Source organism: Variovorax xiamenensis, from assembly GCF_050916385.1.
In the GTDB taxonomy this organism is placed as follows: domain Bacteria; phylum Pseudomonadota; class Gammaproteobacteria; order Burkholderiales; family Burkholderiaceae_C; genus Variovorax.
On record NZ_CP139038.1, the window covers coordinates 3,773,717 to 3,797,421 of the forward strand.

General features: G+C 66.1%; 17 protein-coding genes. 6 read left to right on the forward strand and 11 right to left on the reverse strand.

What is annotated here, in order from left to right:
* Positions 1-22: 22 nt before the first annotated feature.
* The 10 genes from SFB74_RS17190 to SFB74_RS17235 all read right to left on the reverse strand — a co-directional run bounded on the left by SFB74_RS17190 (position 23) and on the right by SFB74_RS17235 (position 14,513).
* Positions 23-2,128, reverse strand: coding sequence for a 3-hydroxyacyl-CoA dehydrogenase NAD-binding domain-containing protein (locus SFB74_RS17190; RefSeq protein WP_432725427.1), 2,106 nt, complete (start codon positions 2,126-2,128; stop codon positions 23-25).
* A gap of 238 nt (positions 2,129-2,366) precedes the next feature.
* Positions 2,367-3,062, reverse strand: coding sequence for an ABC transporter ATP-binding protein (locus tag SFB74_RS17195; protein ID WP_432725428.1), 696 nt, complete (start codon positions 3,060-3,062; stop codon positions 2,367-2,369).
* A gap of 1 nt (position 3,063) precedes the next feature.
* Positions 3,064-3,834: an ABC transporter ATP-binding protein gene (locus SFB74_RS17200; RefSeq protein WP_432725429.1), complete on the reverse strand. Its 771-nt coding sequence runs from the start codon at positions 3,832-3,834 to the stop codon at positions 3,064-3,066.
* Positions 3,831-5,174: a branched-chain amino acid ABC transporter permease gene (locus SFB74_RS17205; protein ID WP_432725430.1), complete on the reverse strand. Its 1,344-nt coding sequence runs from the start codon at positions 5,172-5,174 to the stop codon at positions 3,831-3,833. Before SFB74_RS17205 ends, SFB74_RS17200 begins: the two co-directional genes overlap by 4 nt.
* 4 nt (positions 5,175-5,178) lie before the next feature.
* Positions 5,179-6,132 carry a branched-chain amino acid ABC transporter permease gene (locus SFB74_RS17210; RefSeq protein ID WP_432725431.1) on the reverse strand — a complete coding sequence of 318 codons (954 nt, stop codon included), beginning with the start codon at positions 6,130-6,132 and terminating at the stop codon, positions 5,179-5,181.
* Positions 6,133-6,211: 79 nt separating this feature from the next.
* Positions 6,212-7,453 (reverse strand): branched-chain amino acid ABC transporter substrate-binding protein, encoded by a 1,242-nt coding sequence (locus SFB74_RS17215; protein WP_432725432.1) that lies wholly within the window; start codon positions 7,451-7,453, stop codon positions 6,212-6,214.
* Between the two features lie 199 nt (positions 7,454-7,652).
* The gene (locus tag SFB74_RS17220) at positions 7,653-8,882 is read right to left on the reverse strand and encodes a branched-chain amino acid ABC transporter substrate-binding protein (protein ID WP_432725434.1); all 1,230 of its coding nucleotides are present in this window, start codon (positions 8,880-8,882) and stop codon (positions 7,653-7,655) included.
* A 143-nt stretch (positions 8,883-9,025) separates the two neighbouring features.
* Positions 9,026-10,669, reverse strand: a complete 1,644-nt coding sequence (locus tag SFB74_RS17225; RefSeq protein ID WP_432725435.1) for a 3-(methylthio)propionyl-CoA ligase — start codon at positions 10,667-10,669, stop codon at positions 9,026-9,028.
* 114 nt (positions 10,670-10,783) lie between these two features.
* Entirely contained in the window at positions 10,784-12,667 is a 1,884-nt protein-coding gene (locus SFB74_RS17230) for a CocE/NonD family hydrolase (RefSeq protein ID WP_432725436.1), read from the reverse strand.
* Positions 12,668-12,752: 85 nt separating this feature from the next.
* Complete coding sequence (locus tag SFB74_RS17235; protein ID WP_432731952.1) at positions 12,753-14,513, reverse strand: carboxylesterase/lipase family protein; 1,761 nt, start codon at positions 14,511-14,513, stop codon at positions 12,753-12,755.
* A 233-nt stretch (positions 14,514-14,746) separates the two neighbouring features.
* Between SFB74_RS17235 and SFB74_RS17240 the strand changes: the two genes are divergently transcribed.
* From SFB74_RS17240 to SFB74_RS17265, 6 genes are all read left to right on the forward strand, one after another.
* Positions 14,747-15,826: an AraC family transcriptional regulator gene (locus tag SFB74_RS17240; RefSeq protein ID WP_432731953.1), complete on the forward strand. Its 1,080-nt coding sequence runs from the start codon at positions 14,747-14,749 to the stop codon at positions 15,824-15,826.
* A 63-nt stretch (positions 15,827-15,889) separates the two neighbouring features.
* Positions 15,890-17,371, forward strand: a complete 1,482-nt coding sequence (locus tag SFB74_RS17245) for a protein adenylyltransferase SelO (protein ID WP_432725437.1) — start codon at positions 15,890-15,892, stop codon at positions 17,369-17,371.
* The gene (gene msrB, locus SFB74_RS17250; protein WP_432725438.1) at positions 17,368-17,778 is read left to right on the forward strand and encodes a peptide-methionine (R)-S-oxide reductase MsrB; all 411 of its coding nucleotides are present in this window, start codon (positions 17,368-17,370) and stop codon (positions 17,776-17,778) included. Before SFB74_RS17245 ends, msrB begins: the two co-directional genes overlap by 4 nt.
* A 28-nt stretch (positions 17,779-17,806) precedes the next feature.
* On the forward strand, positions 17,807-18,352 hold the full coding sequence (locus tag SFB74_RS17255; RefSeq protein WP_432725439.1) for a septation protein A: 546 nt from the start codon (positions 17,807-17,809) through the stop codon (positions 18,350-18,352).
* Positions 18,349-18,630, forward strand: coding sequence for a BolA family protein (locus SFB74_RS17260; protein ID WP_432725440.1), 282 nt, complete (start codon positions 18,349-18,351; stop codon positions 18,628-18,630). Before SFB74_RS17255 ends, SFB74_RS17260 begins: the two co-directional genes overlap by 4 nt.
* A 138-nt stretch (positions 18,631-18,768) precedes the next feature.
* Complete coding sequence (locus SFB74_RS17265) at positions 18,769-19,554, forward strand: peptidylprolyl isomerase (RefSeq protein WP_432725441.1); 786 nt, start codon at positions 18,769-18,771, stop codon at positions 19,552-19,554.
* A gap of 111 nt (positions 19,555-19,665) precedes the next feature.
* Here SFB74_RS17265 and purL read toward each other — a convergent pair whose 3' ends face one another.
* Positions 19,666-23,634, reverse strand: coding sequence for a phosphoribosylformylglycinamidine synthase (gene purL, locus SFB74_RS17270; RefSeq protein WP_432731954.1), 3,969 nt, complete (start codon positions 23,632-23,634; stop codon positions 19,666-19,668).
* Positions 23,635-23,705 lie beyond the last annotated feature (71 nt).

The window sequence follows — 23,705 nt, forward strand, 5'->3', positions numbered from 1 at the left end:
TTCAGGTTCTGCCTGGTCGATATCAGCCGAAGGACTTGCCTTCGGCCACCAGCTTCTGGATCAGCGGCGCGGGCTGCCAGAACTCGGCGTCGTCGCGCGGGTTCTTCGCGAAGCGCTTCATCGTCTCGGCCACGTTGTACAGGCCGACCTGCGACGCGTAGTGCATCGGGCCACCGCGATAGATCGGGAAGCCGTAGCCGGTGAGGTACACCATGTCGATGTCGCCCGACTTCGAGGCGATGCCGTCTTCGAGGATGTGCGCGCCTTCGTTGACCAGCGCGTACACCAGGCGCTGAACGATTTCCTCATCGGAAATCTTGCGCGGCGTGATGCCCAGTTCCTTGCGATGGTCCTCGATCATCTTGTTGACGAGTTCGGACGGAATGGCGTCGCGCTTGCCGGCCTGGTAGTCGTACCACCCTGCCCCGGTCTTCTGGCCGAAGCGGCCCAGCTCGCAGAGCTTGTCGGCCGTGCGGCTGTACTTCATGTCGGCGCGTTCGACGGCGCGGCGCTTGCGGATCGCCCAGCCGATGTCGTTGCCGGCCAGGTCGCCCATGCGGAACGGGCCCATGGCGAAGCCGAACTTCTCGATGGCCTTGTCGACCTGCTGCGGCGTCGCGCCTTCATCCAGCAGGAAGCCGGCCTGGCGGCTGTACTGCTCGATCATGCGGTTGCCGATGAAGCCGTCGCACACGCCAGAGACCACGGCCGTCTTCTTGATCTTCTTGCCGATGGCCATGACCGTAGCCAGCACGTCCTTGGCGGTGGCCTTGCCGCGCACCACTTCGAGCAGCTTCATCACGTTGGCGGGGCTGAAGAAGTGCATGCCGACCACGTCCTGCGGACGCTCGGTGAACGATGCGATCTTGTCGACGTCCAGCGTGGAGGTGTTCGAGGCCAGGATCGCGCCCTTCCTGGCGACGCGGTCGAGTTCCTTGAACACTTTTTCCTTCACGCCGATTTCCTCGAACACGGCCTCGATGATGAGGTCTGCGTCCTTCAGGTCGTCGTAGCTCAGCGTGGTGCTCAGCAGCGCCATGCGCTGCTCGTACTTGTCCTGCTTCAGCTTGCCCTTCTTGACCTGGGCTTCGTAGTTCTTCTTGATGGTGGCGACGCCGCGGTCCAGCGCCTCCTGCTTCATCTCGAGGATCTTGACGGGAATGCCCGCATTCAGGAAGTTCATCGAGATGCCGCCGCCCATGGTGCCGGCGCCGATCACGCCGACCGACTTGATCTCGCGCTTGGGCGTGTCTTCGGGCACGTCGGGAATCTTGCTCGCGGCGCGCTCGGCCATGAACAGGTGGCGCAGCGCCAGCGATTCGGGCGTGAACATCAGCGCGGTGAACAGGCGGCGCTCCTCGGCCATGCCTTCGTCGAACTTCAGCTTCGTCGCGGCCTGCACGGCGTCGATGCACTTCAGCGGCGCGGGGTAGTTCTTCGACATGCCGCCGACCATGTTCTTCGCGAACTGGAAGTAGGCGTCGCCCTGGGGGTGCTTGCACGGCAGGTTGCGCACCAGCGGCAGGGCCTCGCCCGTCTTGCCGGCCACGCCCTTGGCGAAATCCATTGCTTCCTCGAACACCGACTCGGCCGATGCAGCCAGCTTGTCGAACAGCTTCTGGCCGGGCAGGCTCGCGAGCAGTTCGCTCTTCACGGGCTCGCCGCTCACGATCATGTTGAGGGCGGTTTCCACGCCGATCACGCGCGGCAGGCGCTGCGTGCCGCCTGCGCCGGGCAGCAGGCCCAGCTTGACTTCGGGCAGCGCGACGCTGGTGCCGGGAGCGGCCACGCGGTAGTGGCAGCCCAGGGCCAGCTCGAGGCCGCCGCCCATGCACACCGAGTGGATGGCAGCGACGATGGGCTTCGGGGAGGCTTCGAGCGCAAGGATCACGCTCAGCAGGTTGGGCTCCTGCAGCGCCTTGGGCGTGCCGAACTCCTTGATGTCCGCGCCGCCCGAGAACGCCTTGCCGGCGCCGGTGATGACGATGGCCTTGACGGCGTCGTCGGCATTGGCCTTGGACAGGCCGTCGGTGATGCCGATGCGCGTCGAGAAACCGAGACCGTTGACCGGAGGGTTGGTCAGTGTGATCACGGCGATATCGCCGAGCACTTTGTATTCAGCCGTCATGCTGCGTTCCTTGGTGTGTGAAGAAAAAGAAGAAAAAGCACGAGTGTTCTTTTTCGGGGGATTCTAGGCGTTTCGCGAGGCCAAACAATGGCACGCAGTCGCTGTAGAGACAAGGCCCTCCCTGAGGAGGACGGACTTTCGGGGAACACCGCGGAACCGGCTTTGCCGGGCCGCAGGTGTTGCCCCCTGCAAGGGGGTTGGCGCAGCGACACGAAGTGCGCGAAGCCTGGGGGTTTGCCTAGACTTCCAACCACTCCTTGCGAGTGGTGGCGTCGGCCCTGAGGCTGTCCGGCGTGCCGTCGAACACGATGCTGCCGTGGCCCATCACGAGCGCGCGGTCCGAGATCTGCATCGCGATGGTGAGCTTCTGCTCGATCAGCAGCACCGAGATGCCCTTGTCCTTGAGCGTGCGCAGGTACTGCCCCACCAGCTCGACGATCTTGGGCGCAAGGCCCTCGGTGGGCTCGTCGATGATGATGAGGTCGGGGTCGCCCATCAGCGTGCGGCACAGCGTGAGCATCTGCTGCTCGCCGCCCGAGAGCACGCCGGCCTCGGTGTGCTGGCGCTCCTTCAGGCGCGGGAACATGCCGTACATGTCGTCGAACGACCAGCGGCTGCCCTTGCCCGAGCCCTTCTGCCCCAGCAGCAGGTTCTGGTGCACCGTGAGCTTGGGGAAGATGTCGCGGTTCTCGGGCACGTAGCCGATGCCGAAATGCGCGATCTCGTAGGCCTTGCGGCGCAGGATGTCCTGCCCCTTCCAGTGCAGGCCGCCCTCGGCATGCACCAGGCCCATGATCGCCTTGGCGGTGGTCGAGCGGCCCGAGCCGTTGCGGCCCAGCAGTGCCACGATCTCGCCCGGCTGCACGTCGAAGGAAACGCCATGCAGCACATGGCTCTTGCCGTAGTAGGCGTGGATGTCTTGAAGCTTCAGCATGTCAGTGTCCCGCCCCTTGCGCATCGGCAACGGCCGAGCCGAGGTATGCCTCCTGCACCCGCGCATTGGCGCGAACGGCAGCCGGCGTGTCGAAGGCGATCACTTCGCCGTACACCACCACGGCGATCTTGTCGGCCAGCCCGAAGACCACGCCCATGTCGTGCTCCACCGTCAGCAGCGTCTTGCCCACGGTCACGTGCTTGATGAGCGAGATGAAGTGCGATGTCTCCGTCTTGCTCATGCCGGCCGTGGGTTCGTCCAGCAGGATCACGCTGGCACCGCCCGCGATGGTCACGCCGATCTCCAGCGCGCGCTGCTCGGCGTAGGTGAGGTTCACCGCGTGCACGTCGCGCTTCTTCTCCAGGCCGATCTGCCTGATGAGCTCCTCGGTGCGCTCGTTGGCGTCGTCCAGGTTCGAGAGAAAGCGCAGGAATGTGTACTTGTAGCCCAGGCTCCACAGCACGCCGCAGCGCAGGTTCTCGAAGACGGTGAGCTTCGGGAAGATGTTGGTGATCTGGAAGCTGCGCGACAGCCCCATGCGGTTGATCTCGTACGGCTTCATGCCGTCGATGCGCTGGCCGTTGAGGAGCACCTCGCCGCTGCTGGGCGTGAGCCGCCCGCTGATCAGGTTGAACAGCGTCGACTTGCCCGCGCCGTTCGGCCCGATGATGGCGATGCGCTCGCCGGCCGTCACGGCCAGGTCGACGCCGCGGATGATGTCGGTCTTGCCGAAGCTCTTGCGCAGGTTCTTGAGTTCGAGTGAATAGGTCATGCCGTCTCCCGCCGCTTGATCTCGGCTTCGATTTCTTCCTGTGCATGGCCCCAGACCTTCGCGAAGCGCCGGCGCACCACCTCGAACACGCCCAGGCCCACCGCGAACAGCGCCACCGCGACGACCCAGCTCGTAGCCGAGGAGGTGTCGAGCTGCAGGCCCGCGAAAGGCACCACCGGTCCGAGCGCGGCATTGAGCTGCATGTGATAGATCATCTCGACGATGGCCGCCGCGCCCGCGAGCATGATGGCCGCGCCGACGAACAGGCCCACGTACAGCAGGTAGAAGCGCTTGATCTTTCCGAACAGCGCCACGCGCACGTTCATCATGATCAGGCTGGCCACGCCGCCCGGCGCGAACATCACCATCAGCAGGAACACCAGGCCCACGTAGAGCAGCCAGGCCTTGCTGAGCTCCGACAGCAGCACCAGCGCGAACACCAGCAGCGCCGCACCGATGATCGGCCCGAAGAAGAAGGTCGCGCCGCCGAGGAAGGTGAACAGCAGGTAGCTGCCCGAGCGCAGCCCGTTGAGGCTGTCGGCCGCGTTCACGATCTCGAAGTTGATGGCCGCCAGGCCGCCGCCGATGCCCGCGAAGAAGCCCGCGATGATGAAGGCGTAATAGCGCACGCGCTGCGTGTTGTAGCCGATGAACTCCACGCGCTCCGGGTTGTCGCGCACCGCGTTCAGCATGCGCCCGAGCGGCGTGCCGGTGAAGGCGAACATCAGCCCGGTGCAGATGAAGCAGTAGACGGCGATCAGGTAATACACCTGGCTCTGCGGACCGAAGTTGAGCCCGAAGAACGAAGCGCCGTACACGCGGTTGGTGGTGATGCCGCCCTCGCCGCCGAAGAAGCTCGGGAACATCAGCGCCATTGCGGCGACCAGCTCGCCCAGGCCCAGCGTGATCATCGCGAAGGTGGTGCCCGACTTCTTGGTCGACACGTAGCCGAACACCACGGCGAAGAACATGCCGCCGAGGCCGCCCACGAGCGGAATCAGCACCAGCGGAATCGGCAGCTTGCCGGCGCCGGCCAGGTTCATCGCGTGGATCGCGATGAACGAGCCCAGGCCCACGTACACCGCGTGCCCGAAGCTGAGCATGCCGCCCTGCCCCAGCAGCATGTTGTAGCTCAGGCAGATGATGATGAGATAGCCGATCTGCGACAGCATGGTCAGCGCCAGGCTGCTGGTGAAGATCATCGGCGCCACGATGAGCAGCAGCGCGAAGAAGGACCAGATCAGGATGCGGCCGATGTTCAGCGGCTTGAAGCGGTAGTACTGCGTCTGCGCCTTGCGGGCCGAGGCATTCGATGTGGTTGTGGTGGTTGCGGTATTCATGGCGTCAGTCCTCCCGCGTTCCGAGAAGACCCTTGGGCCTGAAGATGAGGATCAGCACCAGGAACAGGTACGGCAGGATGGGCGCCACCTGCGAGATGGTCAGCTTGAGCAACTCGTAGCCGAAGGTCTGGTCGGTCACCGCGACGCCGAAGGCCTGCAGGCCGGTAGCCAGCGACTGGTCCATGGCCACGGCGAAGGTCTGCACCACGCCGATGATCAGCGAGGCCAGGAAGGCTCCGGCCAGCGAGCCCATGCCGCCGACAACCACCACCACGAAGATGATGGAGCCGACAGAGGCGGCCATGGCCGGTTCGGTCACGTAGGTGTTGCCGCCGACCACGCCCGCGAGGCCCGCGAGCGCGGCACCGCCGCCGAACACCAGCATGAACACGCGCGGCACGTTGTGGCCCAGCGCCTCGACCATTTCGGGATGCTTCAGCGCCGCCTGGATGACCAGGCCGATGCGCGTGCGCGTGAGCAGCAGCCAGACCGACACCAGCATCAGCACCGCCACCAGCATGATGAAGGAGCGCGACTTGGGGAACTGCGTGCCGTAGAGCGTGAAGAGCGGCCCCTGCAGCGCCGACGGCAGGCCGTACGGCACCGTGGAGCGGCCCCACACCAGCTGCACGACTTCGAGGATCAGGTACGAAAGACCGAAGGTCACCAGCAGCTCGGGCACGTGGCCGAACTTGTGGACGCGGCGCAGGCAGTAGCGCTCGAAGGCCGCGCCCAGCGCGAACACCAGCACCGGCGCGATGAACAGCGCCGGCCAGAAGCCGACGATGCCCGACAGCGTGTATGCGAAGTACGCGCCCAGCATGTAGAAGCTCGCATGCGCGAAGTTGAGCACGCCCATCATGCTGAAGATCAGCGTGAGGCCGGAGCTCAGCATGAACAACAGCAAGCCGTAGCTCACGCCGTTGAGCAGCGAGATGACGAAGAATTCGACGTTCATCGGTCTTTCGTGTCAGGTGGAAAAAGAAAAAGGCCCGAGTGTTGAAGTCGGGCCTCGACCTGTCAGGCAGCGGCGGCGATCAGGAGGCGCCGCCGGGCCGCTTCATCTGGCACGAGGTGGGCGTACTGGCCACGTAGGCGTCGTAGTACTTCACCGGGGCCAGCGTGTAGCCGGTGTTCTCCGGGCTGTAGGGGTACTTGGCGCTGGCCTTCTCCCACTTGGCGATGTACAGGCCCTGCTGTGCCTGGTGGTCGGTCTTGCGCAGTTCGATCTCGCCGTTGAAGCTCTTGAACTTCATGCCTTCCATGGCGGCCGCCACCTTGACGGGGTCGGTCGACTTGGTCTTCACGAAGGCCTCGGTCAGCGCCTGGAACACGGTGTAGACGTCGGTGGTGTAGAGGTCGTCGTTGAACTTCTTCTTGAAGTCCTCGGCGTACTTCTGCATGTCGCCGCCCATGTTGTAGTGGGCATAGCCGACTTGGTAGACCTTGCCGTCGGAAGCCGCGCCCATGGCGGTCGGCGTGCCGGTGGTCACGGCGTAGTAGGTGTAGAACTTGACGTTCAGGCCCGAGTCGTTGGCCGCCTTGATGAGCAACGCGAGGTCGGAGCCCCAGTTGCCGGTGATGACGGTGTCCGCGCCCGAGGCCTTGATCTTGGCCACGTACGGCGCGAAGTCGCGCACCTGGGCCAGCGGATGCAGGTCGTCGCCGACGATCTGCACGTCGGGGCGCTTGGTCTTGAGGTTTTCCTTGGCGAACTTCGAGACCTGCTGGCCGTGAGCGTAGTTCTGGTTGAGCAGGTAGACCTTCTTGATCTCCGGCTGGTCTTTCATGTAGGTGGTCAGCGCTTCCATCTTCATCGACGTGTCGGCGTCGAAGCGGTACTGCCAGTAGCTGCACTTGCTGTTGGTCAGGTCGGGGTCGACGGCCGCGTAGTTCAGGTACAGCGCTTCCTTGCCCGGATTGCGCGCGTTGTTCTTCTCGAGCGCGTCGATGATGGCGAGCGCCGGGCCGGAGCCGTTGCCCTGCACGATGTAGCGCGCGCCCTGGTCGAGAGCCGAGCGCAGTGCGCTGGTGGTCTCCTGCGGGCTGAGCTTGTTGTCGATGCCGATGATCTCGAACTTCACGCCTGCCGCATTCTTCTTGTTGAATTCTTCGGCAAAGAACTGGAAGGTCTTGAGCTGGTTCGTCCCGACCGCGGCCATGAGGCCCGACAGCGGGTCGAGCCATGCGATCTTGACGGTTTCACCCTTCTGGGCAAAGGCACCGGTGGCGGTGGCAGCGATGACGGCTGCTGCGGCGATTTTCAGAGCGAACTTCAATCTATTTCTCCTGGTCAAACCGATTCAAAACGCCGCACGAGAGTACAAGCGTTTGCAGCCCCTCCCCTCAGGGAATGCCCGTAAGAGGGGTGCCGCAAAGGCCCGTTTCTATCGCGCATGCGACACCGCGTTTCTCCAATTTGCTACCCGCCGGTAGACAGCTGCTACCAACGGGTAGGAAACGCGTTCACAAAGACGCCTAGGGGCGCTTCATCTGGCACGACGTGGGCGTGCTCGCCACGTACGATTCGAAGTACTTCACGGGAACGTTGGTGTAGCCGGTGTTCTCCGCGTCATAGGGATACTTGGCGCTGGCCTTCTCCCAGCGCGAGATGTACAGGCCCTGCTGCAACTGGTGGTCGGCCTTGCGCACCTCGACCTCGCCGTTGAAGCTCTTGATCTTCATGCCCTCCAGCGCGGCAGCCACCTTCACCGGGTCGGTCGACTTGGTCTTGGCGAAGGCCGCGTCGAGCAGCGCGAACACGTGATAGATCGACGCCTGCGTGAGGTCGTCGTTCATGCGTTTCTTGTAGCCCGCGAGCAGCTGCTGGATCTCGCCGCCCATGTTGTAGTGGGCATAGGCCACGGTGTAGACCTTGCCGTCCGAGGTGGCGCCCATGGCCGTCGGCGTGCCGGCGCCCGGCGCGTAGTAGGTCAGGAACTTGACATTCAGGCCCGAGTCGTTGGCGGCCTTGATGAGCAGCGACAGGTCGGAGCCCCAGTTGCCGGTGATGACGGTGTCGGCACCCGAAGCCTTGATCTTCGCGATGTAGGGAGAGAAGTCGCGCACCTGCGCGAGCGGGTGCAGGTCGTCGCCCACGATCTGGATGTCGGGGCGCTTGACCTTCAGGTCTTCCTTCGCGAACTTCGACACCTGCACGCCGTGCGCATAGTTCTGGCCGAGGATGTAGACCTTCTTGATGTCGGGCTGGTCCTTCATCCAGGTGGTCAGCGCCTCCATCTTCATCGAGGTGTCGGCGTCGACCCGGAAGTGCCAGTAGCTGCACTTGCTGTTGGTCAGGTCGGGGTCGACCGCCGCGTAGTTCATGTACAGCAGCTCCTTGCCCGGATTGCGCGCGTTGTTCTTCTCGACGGCGTCGATGATCGCGAGCGCGGGGCCGGAACCGTTGCCCTGCATGATGTAGCGCGCGCCCTGGTCCTGCGCGGAACGCAGTGCCGCGGTGGTCTCCTGCGGGCTGAGCTTGTTGTCGAGCGCGATGATCTCGAACTTCACGCCCGACTGGTTCTTCTTGTTGAACTCTTCAGCAAGGAATTGCGTGGTCTTGAGCTGGTTGGTGCCGACCGCGGCCATCAGGCCCGACAGCGGGTCGAGCCAGGCGATCTTGACGGTCTCACCCTTTTGAGCGAACGCGGCGGTGGCACCTGCCAGCATTGCACAGACAGCTACTGACTTGATAGCAAATTGCATGAAGAGTCTCCAGTGTGAAAGGCGGACTGCCAGCGTACAAGCGCCCTTTTTTTCGCCGCACAGGGATTGCCCGGAAGGCAAGCCGCCGAGGCGGCTTTGCTATCGCGTGCGCGACAGTGCGGGTGGGCTTTTGAATCGTCGTTTCAGAGTCCGGGCAGCTTGTAGTCCTTGAGCAGTTCGCGCAGCCTGGTTTTCAGGATCTTTCCGGTGGCACCGATCGGGATCGCCTCGACGAACACCACGTCGTCCGGGATCTGCCACTTCGCGGTCTTGCCCTCGTAGAACTTCAGCAGTTCCTCGCGCGTGACCTCGGCGTTGGGCTTCTTCACGACCGCGATGATCGGCCGCTCATCCCACTTCGGATGGAACACGCCGATGCATGCAGCCATGGCCACGGCCGGATGCGCGACGGCGATGTTCTCGATGTCGATGGAGCTGATCCACTCGCCGCCGGACTTGATCACGTCCTTGCTGCGGTCGGTGATCTGCAGGTAGCCCTCGGCGTCGATGGTGGCCACGTCGCCAGTGGGGAACCAGCCGCGGTTGCGCTCGTCGGGAATGAGCGGATCGCCGCCCTCGCCCTTGAAGTATTCCTTGACGATCCACGGGCCCTTGACCAGCAGGTCGCCGTAGGCCTTGCCGTCCCACGGCAGCTCCTTGCCGTCGCCGTCGATGATCTTCATGTCGACGCCGAAGATGGCGCGGCCCTGCTTCATGCGGATCTGCAGCTGCGCATCGGCCGGCAGCGACAGATGCTTGTTCTTGAGCGTGCACAGCGTGCCCAGCGGGCTCATCTCGGTCATGCCCCAGGCATGCAGCACCTCGACGTTGTAGAGGTCCTGGAACGCCTTGATCATGGCCGGCGGGCAGGCCGAGCCGCCGATCACCGTGCGGTTGAGCTTGCTGAACTTCAGGCCGCCGGCCTGCATGTGGCCCAGCAGCATCTGCCAGACGGTGGGCACGCCGGCGGCGAAGGTCACGCCCTCCGCCTCGATCAGGTCGTAGACCGACTTGCCGTCCAGCGCCGGGCCGGGGAACACCAGCTTGCAGCCCACCAGTGCCGCCGAGTACGGAATGCCCCAGGCGTTGACGTGGAACATCGGCACCACCGGCAGCACCGAGTCGCGCGCCGACAGGTGCATCACGTCGGGCAGCGCGGCCGCGTACGCGTGCAGCAGCGTCGAGCGGTGGCTGTAGAGCGCGGCCTTGGGGTTGCCCGTGGTGCCGCTCGTGTAGCACATGCTCGAAGCCGAGTTCTCGTCGAAGGTGGGCCACTCGTACTCGGTGGACTGCGTGCCCATCCAGCTTTCGTAGCTCACGAGGTTGGGCACGCCGCTGTCGGCGGGGAGCTTGTCTGCATCACACAGTGCAACCCATTTCCGGATCGTGGGACAGCGCGCGTGCACGGCCTGCACAAGCGGCAGGAACGTGAGGTCGAAGCACAGGATCTGGTCTTCGGCATGGTTGGCGATCCACGCGATCTGGTCGGGGTGCAGGCGCGGGTTGATGGTGTGCAGCACGCGGCCGCTGCCGCTCACGCCGTAGTAGAGCTCCAGGTGGCGATAGCCGTTCCAGGCCAGGGTGGCGATGCGGTCGCTGAACAGCAGCTGCTCGCCATCCAACGCGTTGGCCACCTGCCTGGCGCGCGATGCGATGTCGCCCCAGGTGCAGCGGTGGATATCGCCTTCGACGCGGCGCGACACGATCTCGCCGTCGCCGTTGTGGCGCTCGGCGAACTCGATCAGCGACGAGATCAAAAGCGGTTGGTCTTGCATCAAACCCAGCATCTACGGACTCCTATGTGAAATGACTTCTTCAAAGCTTGGGGACAACGGATTCACGCAAGCTTCGGCCATTTCCACAATGACACAAACCCGCACTGCACGATTGAACGAAGCGGCTCAAGTAGGAGCCCTCGGACCGGTGCCCGCCGGCACCGTCACCACGTTGGTGCGGCATGGCTGGCGCAAGGTCTTGCCGCAGTCCGGCAGCGCGGCGGCATGCGGGTACGGCACATACCCCAGCACGATGCTCGACGCGTTGGCGGCCTGATGCCACAGCGTGTTGGTCGAAGGCGTCTTGTCGTTGCCGAACAGCCAGAAGCCGGTCTGCGAAGGCGAGTCCACCGTCACCCGGATGCTGGAGCCGGCGCGGAAGACATGAGCGAACTTCTGGATCTCGATGCGCACCAGGTTGGGTTGCCCCGGCAGCAGCGCCGCCTCCTTCGGTTGCGTGAAGTCGCCGAAGGGACGCAGCTCGGTGGAGCGGCTGTCGTCCAGCGCACGCTTGGAGGCGCGCAGCCAGCCGCGCTGCACGAACATCTCCATGCCGTCGGGCCGCACTTCCGACACGGTGACCTGCAGGTCGGTGCTGTCCGCCGTGGCGCTCAGGTAAAGGTCGGCCGAACCTTCCCCGTAGAAGCTCAGGTCCTCAGGCAAGGCGGCGGTGGTGAAGACGAGCTGGCCGTCCTTCTCCGCGTCGGCCACGGCCTGCCAGCCTTCGGCGGCCGGGTTGTTCACCACCGGGCTCTTCGCCGGATACCTGTAGTCGGACGAGGCGGCACCGCTCGTCGGCTTCGCATCGCCGAGCACCCCGCCCGGCTGCATCCACAGGCGCATCGGCTTGACCTTGACCGGCAGGCGGTCGAACTCGGCCACGGCCGTCTGCTTGAGCTTCGCGGCCCCGTTCACTGCCTTCTGGTCGGTCTGCTGCATCTCCTGCAGCAGGCGCACGTGCGGCTCCTTCTCGAAGCCGTTGTCCTCGCCCTTCACGAAATGGGCCAGGAAGCGCTTCAGCGTGCCGTCGATGTAGTCGGAGGTGACGTTGGTGTGGTGGTCGCCGTTGGAGCTGATGAGCCACATCTTCCCGGGCGCCATGGTGTCTTCGTAGTAGCCCGAGCGCGGGCCGATCTGCTCGTCCTGCCACGACTGGGTGCCCAGCGCGGGAATGTCGATCTTGCCGGTCTCGTAGAACGCGCTGCGCTTCACGTAGAGGCCGTCGGCATACGGGTTCTCGAGCCACTTGGTCAGGTCGAGATCGGGCCGCTTGATCTTCTCGATGTTGTCGGCCACGGTCTTCGCGCACTCCGTGTCGCCGTCGAGCTTGGCGGCCAGCGCCGCCGCGCGGTTCCAGGTGGCCGGGAAGCCGCCCCACCACTGCGAGGGAAAGCCGATGTTCTTGATGCCGCCCGGGTAGCCCACGTCGCGGTACGGATCGGTCACGTTCTTGCTGGGCGTGATCGCCAGCAGGCCCTTGGGGCGGTGCGCGGCCACCCAGAGCTGGTTGTAGCCCGAGTACGAATAGCCGACCATGCCGATCCTGCCGTTCGACCACGGCTGCTTGCCAGCCCATTCGATCGCGAAGGCGCCAGCCGCGCCGGTGCTGGCGTCGAAGACCTGGTCTTCACCGCTGGAGCAACCCGTGCCCGGCACGTTCAGCCCCATGACTGCATAGCCCTCGTTCACCCAGAGCTGGCCGATGTTCGGGGCCGAGCCCGAGCTGTAGCCGTCGTACTCGACCAGCAGCGGAAAGGTGCCCTTGCCGCCGTCGGGCAGCAGCAGCGAGTAGCGCATCCTGTTGCCGTCGGGCAGCGTGATGTAGCCCCACTTGCGGACCACGCCCGTCTCGGGCGTGGCCGGTGGCTGTGCCGGCGGCGTTTCGGCGGCCGGCGGGAAAAAGGTGAAGCCGCCGCCCGACGAGCCGCCGCCGCACGCGGCGACGCCCGCTACCGTGGCAAGCAGCGACGCGGCGATACGCCATCGCGGGAAATCTCTGAAAGTCCTCATTGATCCGTCTCCGTTATCGTTTTGATTGATGTCCGATGCCATGCGTTGCCCAGGCGCGATTCGGGGCGATGCGGCCGCCCCCGAGTCAGGGCGCCACGGTGATCTTGGTGGCGGTGGGCGTGGCGTCGAGCAGCAGTTGCGACGGCCACGGGGCCCAGGTCGCGCCCAACTCGGCGGTGTTCGGGTCGCCCGTGCGCATGAATGCACCCACGCTGGCCATGACGGCGTTCGACAGCGCCAGCCGCCCCTTCTCGTTGGCCTTGCCACGCATCGCGTTCGACAGCACCGACGGGCCGAAATTGCCGAACACGAAAGGCAGGTCGAAGGCATGCGCCGCGCCGTACACGTCGTTCCACGGCGAGGCTTCCTGCGCCCAGTCGAGGCGGTAGTGCCAGACGTTCGACTGGCGCGTCTTCATCGTGTTGAGCAGGTTGTCGCGGTTGGCCTCGAACAGACCCTTGGTGATGAGCGCGGTGGCCGCGTTGTAGCCGGTGCCCGGCTTGTCTACCGGAAGGTAGAACGGGTCGATGATGTCTTCCACCTTGAGCGTGGGCGCGGCATCGGGGTCGAAGTTGAACATCATCGAGAAGCGCTGGGCGTCGGAGACGATCCAGCCCGACTTGGGGAAGCCGATGGTTCCCAGCAGCGACGCGAAGAGCTTGCCCTCGTCGCGCATGTTGCCCGAGAGCATCGGGACCTTCACGTACTGGTCGGCTGCGATGGCGCCGATGGGGTCGGTCGGGATGACCGTGCCGTCGGGAATGGGGCCGACAGAGCCGAGGCCGGCGGCAACCACGGTGGTCAGCATCTTGCCGCCGTCCTGCGCGCGCAGGTATTCGGCAATCTGCGCCGGCGTGCGGCCGGCGATGTAGGCCTTGGCGGCCGTCGCGTCGGCGGCGGTGCCGTCGGCGACGAGCAGCTTTTCGAGGATGCCCTCGCCCTGCGCCAGCGAGGCCGAGGCCGGCGACAGCGAAGGAAGCGTGCCCGGCGGCAGGTTGCTCGCGAGCGAGATCCCGCCGCTCATCTCGAAGGCCTTGTGGAAGAGGCCCTTGGCCATCGGCGAGGTCATCACCGACAGCAGGTTGGTGGCGCCGGCCGACTCGCCCGAGAGCGTGACGTTGCCTGGGTCGCCCCCGAAGTTGGCGACGTTGTCGCGGATGAAGCGAAGCGCCGCCATGTTGTCAAGGAGCGCGAAGTTGCCGGAGTCTTCGCCCTCGCTGCCGCCCGGACGCAGCTGCGGCACGTTCAGGAAGCCCAGGATGCCGAGGCGGTAGCTGGCGGTGATGACCACCGCATTAGCGGCCTTGGCCAGCGCGGCGCCGTCGTACAGCGGATCGGCCGTGTAGCCCGAGATGTTGCTGCCGCCATGGATGAAGAGCAGCACCGGCAGGTTCTTGTCCGTCGTGGCCGGGCGCCAGATGTTGACGAACAGGCAGTCCTCGCTGCCGCTCGGCTTGCCCAGCATGGTGCCGATGGTCTCGTCATAGGTGTTGTTGGCGCCGGGGCTGAAGATGCGGCCGATCTGCAGGCAGGCGTTGCCGAACTTCGTGGCCTGGCGGATGCCGCTCCAGGGCTCGGGCGCCGCCGGCGCACGCCAGCGCAGCGCGCCGACCGGCGGCTTGGCGAACGGAATGCCCTTCCAGAACCAGGTGCCCGACTTGGCGCTGTCGTCCACGCCCTCGACCTTGCCGGCGGCGGTCTGGCGGACCATCGGGCCGTCGGCCGCGGGCGGCGCCGGCGAGGGAGCCGGAGCGGGCGGTGGCGCGCTCGGCAGGAAGGCGAAGCCGGACGAACCGGACGAGCCGCCGCCGCAGGCCGAAAGAGCCGCCAGGGCGGCCGTGGCCATCACCAGGGCAGCGGCCCTGGCCGTTGCCGTCTTGCTTGCTGCTGCCGCACCCTGGTTGCGCGCGGTTGTCTCTGTCTTCATGTTTTTTGTCTCCACACCGGGTTAATCGGAATTCCTGGCCTGGCGCGCGGCGCCCATACTCCGGGCCGCCGAACACGCAAAAAAATTCTAGAAACCGGCACCGTTTTCATCGCTATCGCAACAAAGCCAAACGAATGACTTCAGGAGCCTCCATGCCGCTGCGCCAGCGCGGCACCCAGCGCCGGGCGGGCTGCATGCCGCAGCCGGGGCTGCGCACCAGCTCGGCCGCATGGCTGGAAGGCGTCCTGTCGATGTTCGAGGCCGAGGGGCTGGACGTGCCCTCGCTGCTACGGGAGGCCGGCTTCGACCCCGATTCGCTGCACCGGCAGAACGCGCGCGTCCCGGTGGACGAGATCTCCGTGCTCTGGCAGTTCGCTGTGGCCCGCGCCGGCCGCCCCACGCTGGGCCTGCACCGCGACCTGGCCTCCACCCACAGCAAGCTGGGCACCGTGGGGCATGCGATGTCGTGCAGCTCCAGCCTCGAATCGGCTCTCGTGCGGCTGACCCGCTACATGGCCGTGATCTCGGATGCGACGGCCTTCTCTCTGCAGCCCGATCCGCGCGGCTGCTGGATGGTGATGCGCCATACGGGCGGCAGCCTGCCCATTCCGCGCCAGCGCGTCGAATACGCCCTGCTGACCGTGCTCATGCAATGCCAGTGGCTCACGCGCCGCGACCTGCAGCCGCTGGCCATGGAATTCGTCTACCCCGCGCCCGCCGACGACCGGCTGCACCGGGAAGCCTTCGGCTGCGAGATCCGCTTCAACGCGGAAGCCAACCGCCTGCTGCTGTCGGCCGCCGACATGGCGACGCCGCTGCCCACCTTCCACGAAGTGCTCGGCGAAATGCAGGAGCACCTGCTGGACGACCAGCTGAACCTGCTGGGCCAGACCACCACCAGCACGCTCGTGTGCGCCGAGATCGCGCGCCGGCTGCAGTACGGCGAACCGCGCCGGCAGGACGTGGCCTCCGGCCTGGGGCTGGCCGAGCGCACGCTGCAGCGGCGGCTGCAGGAAGAGTCGGTGTCGTTCCAGTCGCTGCTCGACCGCACCCGCCGCGAACTGGCGAAGCAGTACCTGGCCGAAGACCGCCACACGCTGACCGACGTGGCCGACATGCTGGGCTTCGTCGACACGAGCAACTTCTTCCGCGCCTGCAAGCGCTGGTTCGGCGTGCCGCCGGCGCAGTACCGGGCACGCATCTGGGACGCGCCCGCCGCCCTCGCGGCCTGACCCTTCTAGAGACCCGATGGCCCGTCCGGCCAGGGGTTACGCGCCGTGCCGGACAATCCGGGCATGAGCTTGCTTGCTGAAGACACCGAGGCCGCAGACCTGGGCCTGCGCTGGAAACCGGGCTTCGCCGCCCTGGGACCGGCCTTCCTCACCGAACTGCGCCCCACGCCCCTGCCCGATCCCTACTGGGTAGGCCGCAGCGAAGCCGTCGCCCGCGAACTCGGGCTGCCGGCCGGCTGGCACGAATCGGACGCCACGCTGGCCGCCTTGACCGGCAGCCTGCCCGTTTCCGGCGCCCGCCCCTTCGCCACCGTGTACAGCGGCCACCAGTTCGGCGTGTGGGCCGGCCAGCTCGGCGACGGACGCGCCATCATGCTCGGCGAGACCGAAGGCGGGCTCGAAGTGCAACTGAAGGGCGCGGGGCGCACGCCCTACTCGCGCGGCGGCGACGGCCGCGCGGTGCTGCGCTCCAGCATCCGCGAATTTCTCTGCAGCGAGGCGATGCACGGCCTCGGCATCCCGACCACCCGCGCTCTGTGCGTGACCGGCTCCGACGCGCCCATATACCGCGAGGAAATCGAAAGCGGCGCCGTCGTCGCCCGCGTGGCGCCGAGCTTCGTGCGCTTCGGCCACTTCGAGCACTTCGCGGCCAACCAGCGCGAAGACGAACTGCGCGCGCTGGCCGACTACGTCATCGACCGCTACTACCCGGCCTGCCGCACCACGGAACGCTTCGGCGGCAACGCCTATGCGGCGTTCCTGGAAGCCGTGAGCGAGCGCACCGCCGCCCTGCTGGCGCAATGGCAGGCCGTGGGCTTCTGCCACGGCGTGATGAACACGGACAACATGAGCATCCTCGGGCTCACCATCGACTACGGCCCGTTCCAGTTCCTCGACGGCTTCGACCCGCGCCACATCTGCAACCACAGCGATACAAACGGGCGCTACGCCTTCAACCAGCAGCCCAACGTGGCCTACTGGAACCTGTTCTGCCTCGCCCAGGCGCTGCTGCCGCTGATCGGCGACCAGGAAGTCGCGGTGGCCGCGCTGGAGTCGTACAAGACGGTGTTCCCGAACGAGTTCGAGGCCCGCATGCGCGCCAAGCTGGGCCTGGCCGGGCCCGCCGAAGGCGACCGGCCGCTGATCGAAGGCGTGCTCAAGCTGCTGGCCGCGGGCAAGGTCGATTACACGATCTTCTGGCGCCGGCTCTCGAACTACATGGCCGACGGCAACCTGGAGCCGGTGCGCGACCTGTTCCTGGACCGCGCGGGCTTCGACGCCTGGCTGCTATTGTTTTCGGAGCGCCATGCCGATAGAGGCCGCAAGGAAGCCGCCGAACTGATGCGCCGCTCCAACCCGAAGTTCGTGCTGCGGAACCACCTGGGCCAGCAAGCCATCGAAGCAAGCCGGAAAAAGGACCACGCGGCTGTGGCAACCTTGCTGGCCGTGCTCGAGACCCCATTTGAAGAACACCCCGACGCCGACGCACTCGCCGGTTTCCCGCCCGACTGGGCTTCCACGATCGAAATCAGCTGCTCATCATGACCACTCCCGTACAGAAAACCGACGCCGAATGGAAAGCCCTGCTCGCTGAAAAAGGCGCCGAGCCCGCGGCCTTCGAGGTGACGCGCCACGCGGCCACCGAGCGCCCCTTCACCGGCAAGTACGAAGCGCACTGGGACGACGGCACCTACCACTGCATCTGCTGCGGCGCCAAGCTGTTCGAGTCATCGACCAAGTTCGATGCCGGCTGCGGCTGGCCCAGCTTCTCGGAAGAAGCCGTGCCCGGCGCCATCCGCAACATCATCGACCGCTCGCACGGCATGGTGCGCACCGAGAACGTCTGCGCGAACTGTGGCGCCCACCTGGGCCACGTGTTCCCCGACGGCCCCACCGAAACCGGCCTGCGCTACTGCATGAATTCGGCCTCGCTCGACTTCCAGAAGAAGTAAATAAGCCAGCCAGCAAACAAAGAGCTCAATGAAACTGCTCCTCGACTTCTTCCCGATCCTGCTTTTCTTCGTTGCCTACAAGCTGGGCGACATCTACACCGCCACCGGCGTGCTGATGGCCGCCACGGTGGTGCAGATGGCGATCATCTACGCCACCGAGCGCAAGCTGCAGGCGATGCAGAAGGCCACGCTGGTGCTGATCCTGCTGTTCGGCACGCTCACGCTGGCGCTGCACGACGACCGCTTCATCAAGTGGAAGCCGACGGTGCTGTACGGCGCGATGGCGCTGGCGCTTGCGGTGGCCCTGTGGGCGCTGAAGAAGAACTTCCTCAAGATGCTGCTGGGCTCGCAGCTGGAGTTGCCCGACCGCATCTGGGGGCGGCTCAACGTGGCGTGGATCGGCTATTGCGTCTTCATGGCCGTCATCAACGGCTACGTGGCGGCGTACTTCACGACCGAGGCCTGGGTCAACTTCAAGCTCTGGGGCTACGTGTTCCCCATCGTCTTCCTGGTGGCGCAGGGCCTGTACATCGCGCCGCACCTGAAGAACGAAGAAGACAAGCCCGCGGCATGACGACGAACGCGGCAGCACTGCTTCCCACCGCCGCCGACCTCGAGGCGGCACTGCGCCAGGCGCTTTCGCCGAGCAGGCTCGAAGTGATCGACGAGAGCGCGGCCCACGCGGGCCATGCCGGCGCCAACGCCGAGGGCCGTGGCACCCATTTCCGGGTGCGCATCGCCTCCCCCTTGTTCGACGGAAAGCCTCGCGTGGCGCGGCATCGGCTTGTGTATGATGCCCTCCAGGTTTTTATCGCACAGGGTCTGCACGCCATCGCCATCGAGGTGCTCTGAGTCAGTCGTCCAACGGACCGAACGCCGCGCTTGCACCGGCCGCTGCTCCCCTTCCCCCTCCTTTTTCCTCCAATTCCTGCTTTCTTCCCCGCGCCTTTTCCTACACGCGCATTTCCTTCCCAGCTCGATATTCATTCCATGAAAAAACACATCATGCAGGCCGTCGCGGCCGCAGTGCTGCTCGGTGCCACGTCCATGTCGGCTCTGGCGCAGAACGCAGCCATCGTGAACGGCAAGCCGGTACCCAAGGCCCGCATGGACGTTCTGGCCCAGCAGCTGGCAGCCGCAGGCCGCCCGGTGACGTCTGAAATGCAAGGCCAGCTGCGCGAGGAAATCGTGGCGCGCGAAGTGTTCATGCAGGAAGCCCAGAAGCAGGGCCTGGACGCCAGCGAGGACTACAAGAACCAGCTCGAGCTCGCCCGCCAGGCCATCCTGATCCGCGCGCTGTTCGAGAACTACCGCAAGACCAATCCGGTCTCGGACGCCGACGTGAAGGCCGAGTACGACAAGTTCGTCGCGGCCAACGGCGGCAAGGAATACAAGGCCCGCCACATCCTGGTCGAAACCGAAGACCAGGCCAAGAAGATCATGGCCGACCTGAAGAAGGGCGCCAAGTTCGAAGACATCGCCAAGAAGCAGAGCAAGGACCCGGGTTCGGGCGCCAACGGCGGCGACCTCGACTGGGCCAACCCCGCGAGCTTCGTGCCCGAGTTCTCGGAAGCGATGATCAAGCTCAAGAAGGGCGAGACCACTCCCGCTCCGATCAAGACCCAGTTCGGCTGGCACATCATCCGCGTCGACGACATCCGCCAGGCTCAGCTGCCGAAGCTGGAAGAAGTGAAGCCGCAGATCACGCAGCAGCTGCAGCAGCAGCGCCTGCAGAAGTACCAGGAAGACCTGCGCGCCAAGGCCAAGGTCGAGTAATCGATCCGAGCAAGAAAAAAGCGGCCCTCGAGGCCGCTTTTTTTATTGCTGTCCGTTCGCGTTCGCGAAGCCTTGCCGGCTTCGCGAACGCTCGGGCCAGGGGTCAGCCCGTCAGCCCACCCAGCGGCGCGCGTTGCGCCAGATCTGCATCCAGGGGCTCAGTTCGCTCCTCTCGCCCGAGGTCCAGCTCATCTGGATGTTGCGGAACACGCGCTCCGGATGCGGCATCACCGCGGTGAAGCGGCCGTCCGGCGTGGTCACCGAAGTCAGGCCGCCCGCGCTGCCGTTCGGGTTGAACGGGTACTGCTCGGTGGCCTTGCCGTGGTTGTCCACGAAGCGCATCGCGCCGATGGCCCTGGCCGCGTCGCCGCGGTGCTTGAAGTTGGCATAGCCCTCGCCGTGCGCCACCGCGATCGGCAGGCGGCTGCCGGCCATGCCGGCGAAGAAGATGCTGGGCGATTCGAGCACTTCGACCATCGACAGGCGCGCCTCGAAGCGTTCGCTCTGGTTGGTGGTGAAGCGCGGCCAGGCTTCGGCGCCCGGAATGATGTCGGCCAGCTCGGCGAACATCTGGCAGCCGTTGCACACGCCCAGGCCGAAGGTGTCGGCGCGGCCGAAGAAGGTCTTGAACTGCTCTGCCAGCTTCGGGTTGAAGGTGATGCTGCGCGCCCAGCCGATGCCGGCGCCCAGCGTGTCGCCGTAGCTGAAGCCGCCGCAGGCGACCACGCCCTTGAAGCTGGCGAGGTCCGCCCTGCCCGACTGCAGGTCGGTCATGTGGACGTCGAAGGCCTCGAATCCGGCTTCGGTGAAGGCATAGGCCATCTCGACGTGCGAGTTGACGCCCTGCTCGCGCAGGATCGCGACCTTGGGGCGCGACTGCAGGATGGCCGGAGCGGCAGGCTGTGCGTTCGGCAGGAACACATGCATGCCCGGATCGGCCGGATCGCCGGCTGCCGCGTGTTCGGCATCGGCGCAGGCCGGGTTGTCGCGCTCGCGGGCGATCTTCCAGCTGACCGAGTCCCACACCTGCTGCAGGTCGTGCAGGCTGGCGCTGAACACGGCCTTGGCGTCGCGCCAGACTTCGATCTTGCCCTTGCCCGCATCCATCGGCGAGCTGGCAGGACGCGTCTTGCCGACGAAGTGGCTGTGCGTGCTCAGGCCATGGGCGCGCAGCACCTGCATGACGTCGTTGCGCTCGGCGGTGCGCACCTGCAGCACCATGCCCAGTTCTTCGTTGAACAGCGCCTTGAGCGTGAGCTCTTCGCGGCGCGCGCTGACCTGCTGCGCCCAGTTCTTGGCGTCGCCGGTTTCCATGCGGCTGTCGGAGATGCCGTCGCCTTCGGTGACGAGCATGTCGACGTTCAGCGCCACGCCGACGTGGCCGGCAAAGGCCATCTCGCAGGCGGTGGCGAACAGGCCGCCATCGCTGCGATCGTGCATCGCGAGGATCTTGCCGTCGGCGCGCAGCGCGTTCACGGCATTGACCAGCGCCACGAGCTGCGCCGGGTCGTCGAGATCGGGCACGGCATCGCCGCTCTGGCCGAGCGTCTGCGCCAGGATGCTGCCGGCCATGCGGTGCTTGCCCTGGCCCAGGTCGATCAGCACCAGCGTGGTGTCGGCTTCTTCTGCATCGAGCTGCGGCGTGAGCGTGCCACGCACGTCGGGCAGCGTGGCGAAGGCGCTGACGATCAGGCTCACGGGAGACGTGACCTTCTTTGCTTCCGCGCCGTCCTTCCACTGGGTGCGCATCGACAGGGAATCCTTGCCGACGGGAATCGACACGCCCAGCGCCGGGCACAGCTCCAGGCCCACGGCCTTGACGGTCTCGTACAGCGCGGCATCTTCGCCGGGCTCGCCGCAGGCGGCCATCCAGTTGGCCGACAGCTTGACGCGCGAGAGTTCGATGGGCGCGGCCAGCAGGTTGGTGATGGCCTCGGCCACCGCCATGCGCCCCGAAGCCGGCGCGTCGAGCGCGGCCAGCGGCGTGCGCTCGCCCATGCTCATGGCCTCGCCGGCGAAGCCCTTGTAGTCGGCCAGAGTCACGGCGCAATCGGCCACCGGCACCTGCCACGGGCCGACCATCTGGTCGCGGTGGCTCAGGCCGCCCACGGTGCGGTCGCCGATGGTGACGAGGAAGCGCTTCGACGCCACGGTCGGGTTCGCGAGCACGTCGATGGCGGCCTTCTGCAGGTCGACGCCGGTGAGGTCCAGCGGCTTGAAGCTGCGCGCCACGGTCTTCACGTCGCGGTGCATCTTCGGCGGCTTGCCGAGCAGCACGTCCATGGGCATGTCGACGGGCTGCACGGCGGCGCCTTCATCGGCCACCAGCAACTGGCGCTCCTCGGTGGCAACGCCGACCACCGAGAACGGGCAGCGCTCGCGCTCGCAGAAGGCCTTGAACTGCTCTAGCGATTCGGGCGCGATGGCCAGCACGTAGCGTTCCTGGCTCTCGTTGCACCAGATTTCCTTCGGCGCCATGCCCGACTCCTCGAGCGGCACGGCGCGCAGGTCGAAATGCGCGCCGCGGCCGGCGTCGTTGGTGAGCTCGGGGAAGGCGTTGCTCAGGCCGCCCGCGCCCACGTCGTGGATCGCGAGGATCGGGTTGGCCGCGCCCTGCTGCCAGCAGTGGTTGATGACCTCCTGCGCGCGGCGCTCGATTTCGGGGTTGCCGCGCTGCACCGAGTCGAAGTCGAGCTCGGCCGCGTTGGCGCCGGTGGCCATCGAGCTGGCGGCGCTGCCGCCCATGCCGATGCGCATGCCGGGGCCGCCGAGCTGGATCAGCAGCGAGCCGGCCGGGAACTGGATCTTCCTGGTCTGGGTGGCATCGATGCTGCCCAGGCCGCCCGCGATCATGATGGGCTTGTGGTAGCCGCGCTGCACGGTGTCGACATCGCTCGCCACCGTCTGCTCGTATTCGCGGAAGTAGCCCAGCAGGTTGGGACGGCCGAATTCGTTGTTGAACGCGGCGCCGCCCAGCGGGCCCTCGGTCATGATCTGCAGCGGGCTGGCGATGTGCTCGGGCTTGCCGTAGCTGCCCTCTTCCGGCCACAGTTTCGAGACGGTGAAGCCGGTCAGGCCGGCCTTGGGCTTCGAACCACGGCCGGTGGCGCCTTCGTCGCGGATCTCGCCACCCGCGCCGGTGGAGGCGCCAGGGAACGGAGAGATGGCGGTCGGGTGGTTGTGCGTTTCGACCTTCATGAGCACATGGCTCAGGGCGCTATCTTTTTGATAGCTCTGCGAGCCGTTGGCCGGAATGAAGCGCTCGACGGTCGTGCCTTCCATCACCGAGGCGTTGTCGGCGTAGGCCACCACCGTGTGCTGCGGGTTCTTCTTCTCGGTGTTGCGGATCATCGAGAACAGGCTCTGCGGCTGGGCCTGCCCGTCGATGGTGAAGTTGGCGTTGAAGATCTTGTGGCGGCAGTGCTCGCTGTTGGCCTGCGCGAACATCATGAGTTCGACGTCGCTGGGGTTGCGGCCCAGGCGGGTGAAGGCGTCCACCAGGTAGTCGATCTCGTCCTCGGCCAGCGCCAGGCCGAAACCGGTGTTGGCCGCCACCAGCGCGGCGCGGCCGCCGCCCTGCACGTCGACCTGCGCCATCGGCTGGGCCGGAAGTTCGCTGAACAGGCTGGCCGCCTGCTCGACGGTGGCCAGCACCGATTCGGTCATGCGGTCGTGCAGCGGGCCGGCCGCGGCGGCCAGGGCGTCGCCCTCGAGCACGGGGGCCTTGCCGATCAGCGGGGCCTTGAGCTTCAGGTGGTACTGGGTGACGCGCTCGACGCGGCGCAGCGCCAGGCCGCAGTTGTGGGCGATGTCGGTCGCCTTGGAGGCCCAGGGCGACACGGTGCCCAGGCGCGGGGTGACGACCACCGAGGTGCCAGCCTTGGCCGGCGCCTCGAAGGGCTCGCCATAGGTCAGGAGTGCGGCGAAGCGCTCACGGCCCGCCTGGTCGAGCGCCGAGTCGGTCACCACGAGATGCACGAAACGGGCCGAAATGCCCTCGATGCGCGGCTCGACGGCCTGCAGCTTCGGCAGCAGCTGGCGTGCGCGGAATTCGCTGAGTGCGCTGCCGCCCTCGAACATGGTTACGACAGGAAGGGCTTGAGGTGCGGGCTGCGTCACGGTCGATGGGGCCTCGGGGGCCACGTTGGGAA

Coding starts and splice junctions, on each gene's coding strand:
- SFB74_RS17190 (WP_432725427.1), bottom strand. CDS start 2,128: ATGACGGCTGAATACAAAGTGCTCGGCGATATCGCCGTGATCACACTG.
- SFB74_RS17195 (WP_432725428.1), bottom strand. CDS start 3,062: ATGCTGAAGCTTCAAGACATCCACGCCTACTACGGCAAGAGCCATGTG.
- SFB74_RS17200 (WP_432725429.1), bottom strand. CDS start 3,834: ATGACCTATTCACTCGAACTCAAGAACCTGCGCAAGAGCTTCGGCAAG.
- SFB74_RS17205 (WP_432725430.1), bottom strand. CDS start 5,174: ATGAATACCGCAACCACCACAACCACATCGAATGCCTCGGCCCGCAAG.
- SFB74_RS17210 (WP_432725431.1), bottom strand. CDS start 6,132: ATGAACGTCGAATTCTTCGTCATCTCGCTGCTCAACGGCGTGAGCTAC.
- SFB74_RS17220 (WP_432725434.1), bottom strand. CDS start 8,882: ATGCAATTTGCTATCAAGTCAGTAGCTGTCTGTGCAATGCTGGCAGGT.
- SFB74_RS17225 (WP_432725435.1), bottom strand. CDS start 10,669: ATGCTGGGTTTGATGCAAGACCAACCGCTTTTGATCTCGTCGCTGATC.
- SFB74_RS17230 (WP_432725436.1), bottom strand. CDS start 12,667: ATGAGGACTTTCAGAGATTTCCCGCGATGGCGTATCGCCGCGTCGCTG.
- SFB74_RS17235 (WP_432731952.1), bottom strand. CDS start 14,513: ATGGCCACGGCCGCCCTGGCGGCTCTTTCGGCCTGCGGCGGCGGCTCG.
- SFB74_RS17240 (WP_432731953.1), top strand. CDS start 14,747: ATGCCGCTGCGCCAGCGCGGCACCCAGCGCCGGGCGGGCTGCATGCCG.
- SFB74_RS17245 (WP_432725437.1), top strand. CDS start 15,890: ATGAGCTTGCTTGCTGAAGACACCGAGGCCGCAGACCTGGGCCTGCGC.
- msrB (WP_432725438.1), top strand. CDS start 17,368: ATGACCACTCCCGTACAGAAAACCGACGCCGAATGGAAAGCCCTGCTC.
- SFB74_RS17255 (WP_432725439.1), top strand. CDS start 17,807: ATGAAACTGCTCCTCGACTTCTTCCCGATCCTGCTTTTCTTCGTTGCC.
- SFB74_RS17260 (WP_432725440.1), top strand. CDS start 18,349: ATGACGACGAACGCGGCAGCACTGCTTCCCACCGCCGCCGACCTCGAG.
- SFB74_RS17265 (WP_432725441.1), top strand. CDS start 18,769: ATGAAAAAACACATCATGCAGGCCGTCGCGGCCGCAGTGCTGCTCGGT.
- purL (WP_432731954.1), bottom strand. CDS start 23,634: ATGTTCGAGGGCGGCAGCGCACTCAGCGAATTCCGCGCACGCCAGCTG.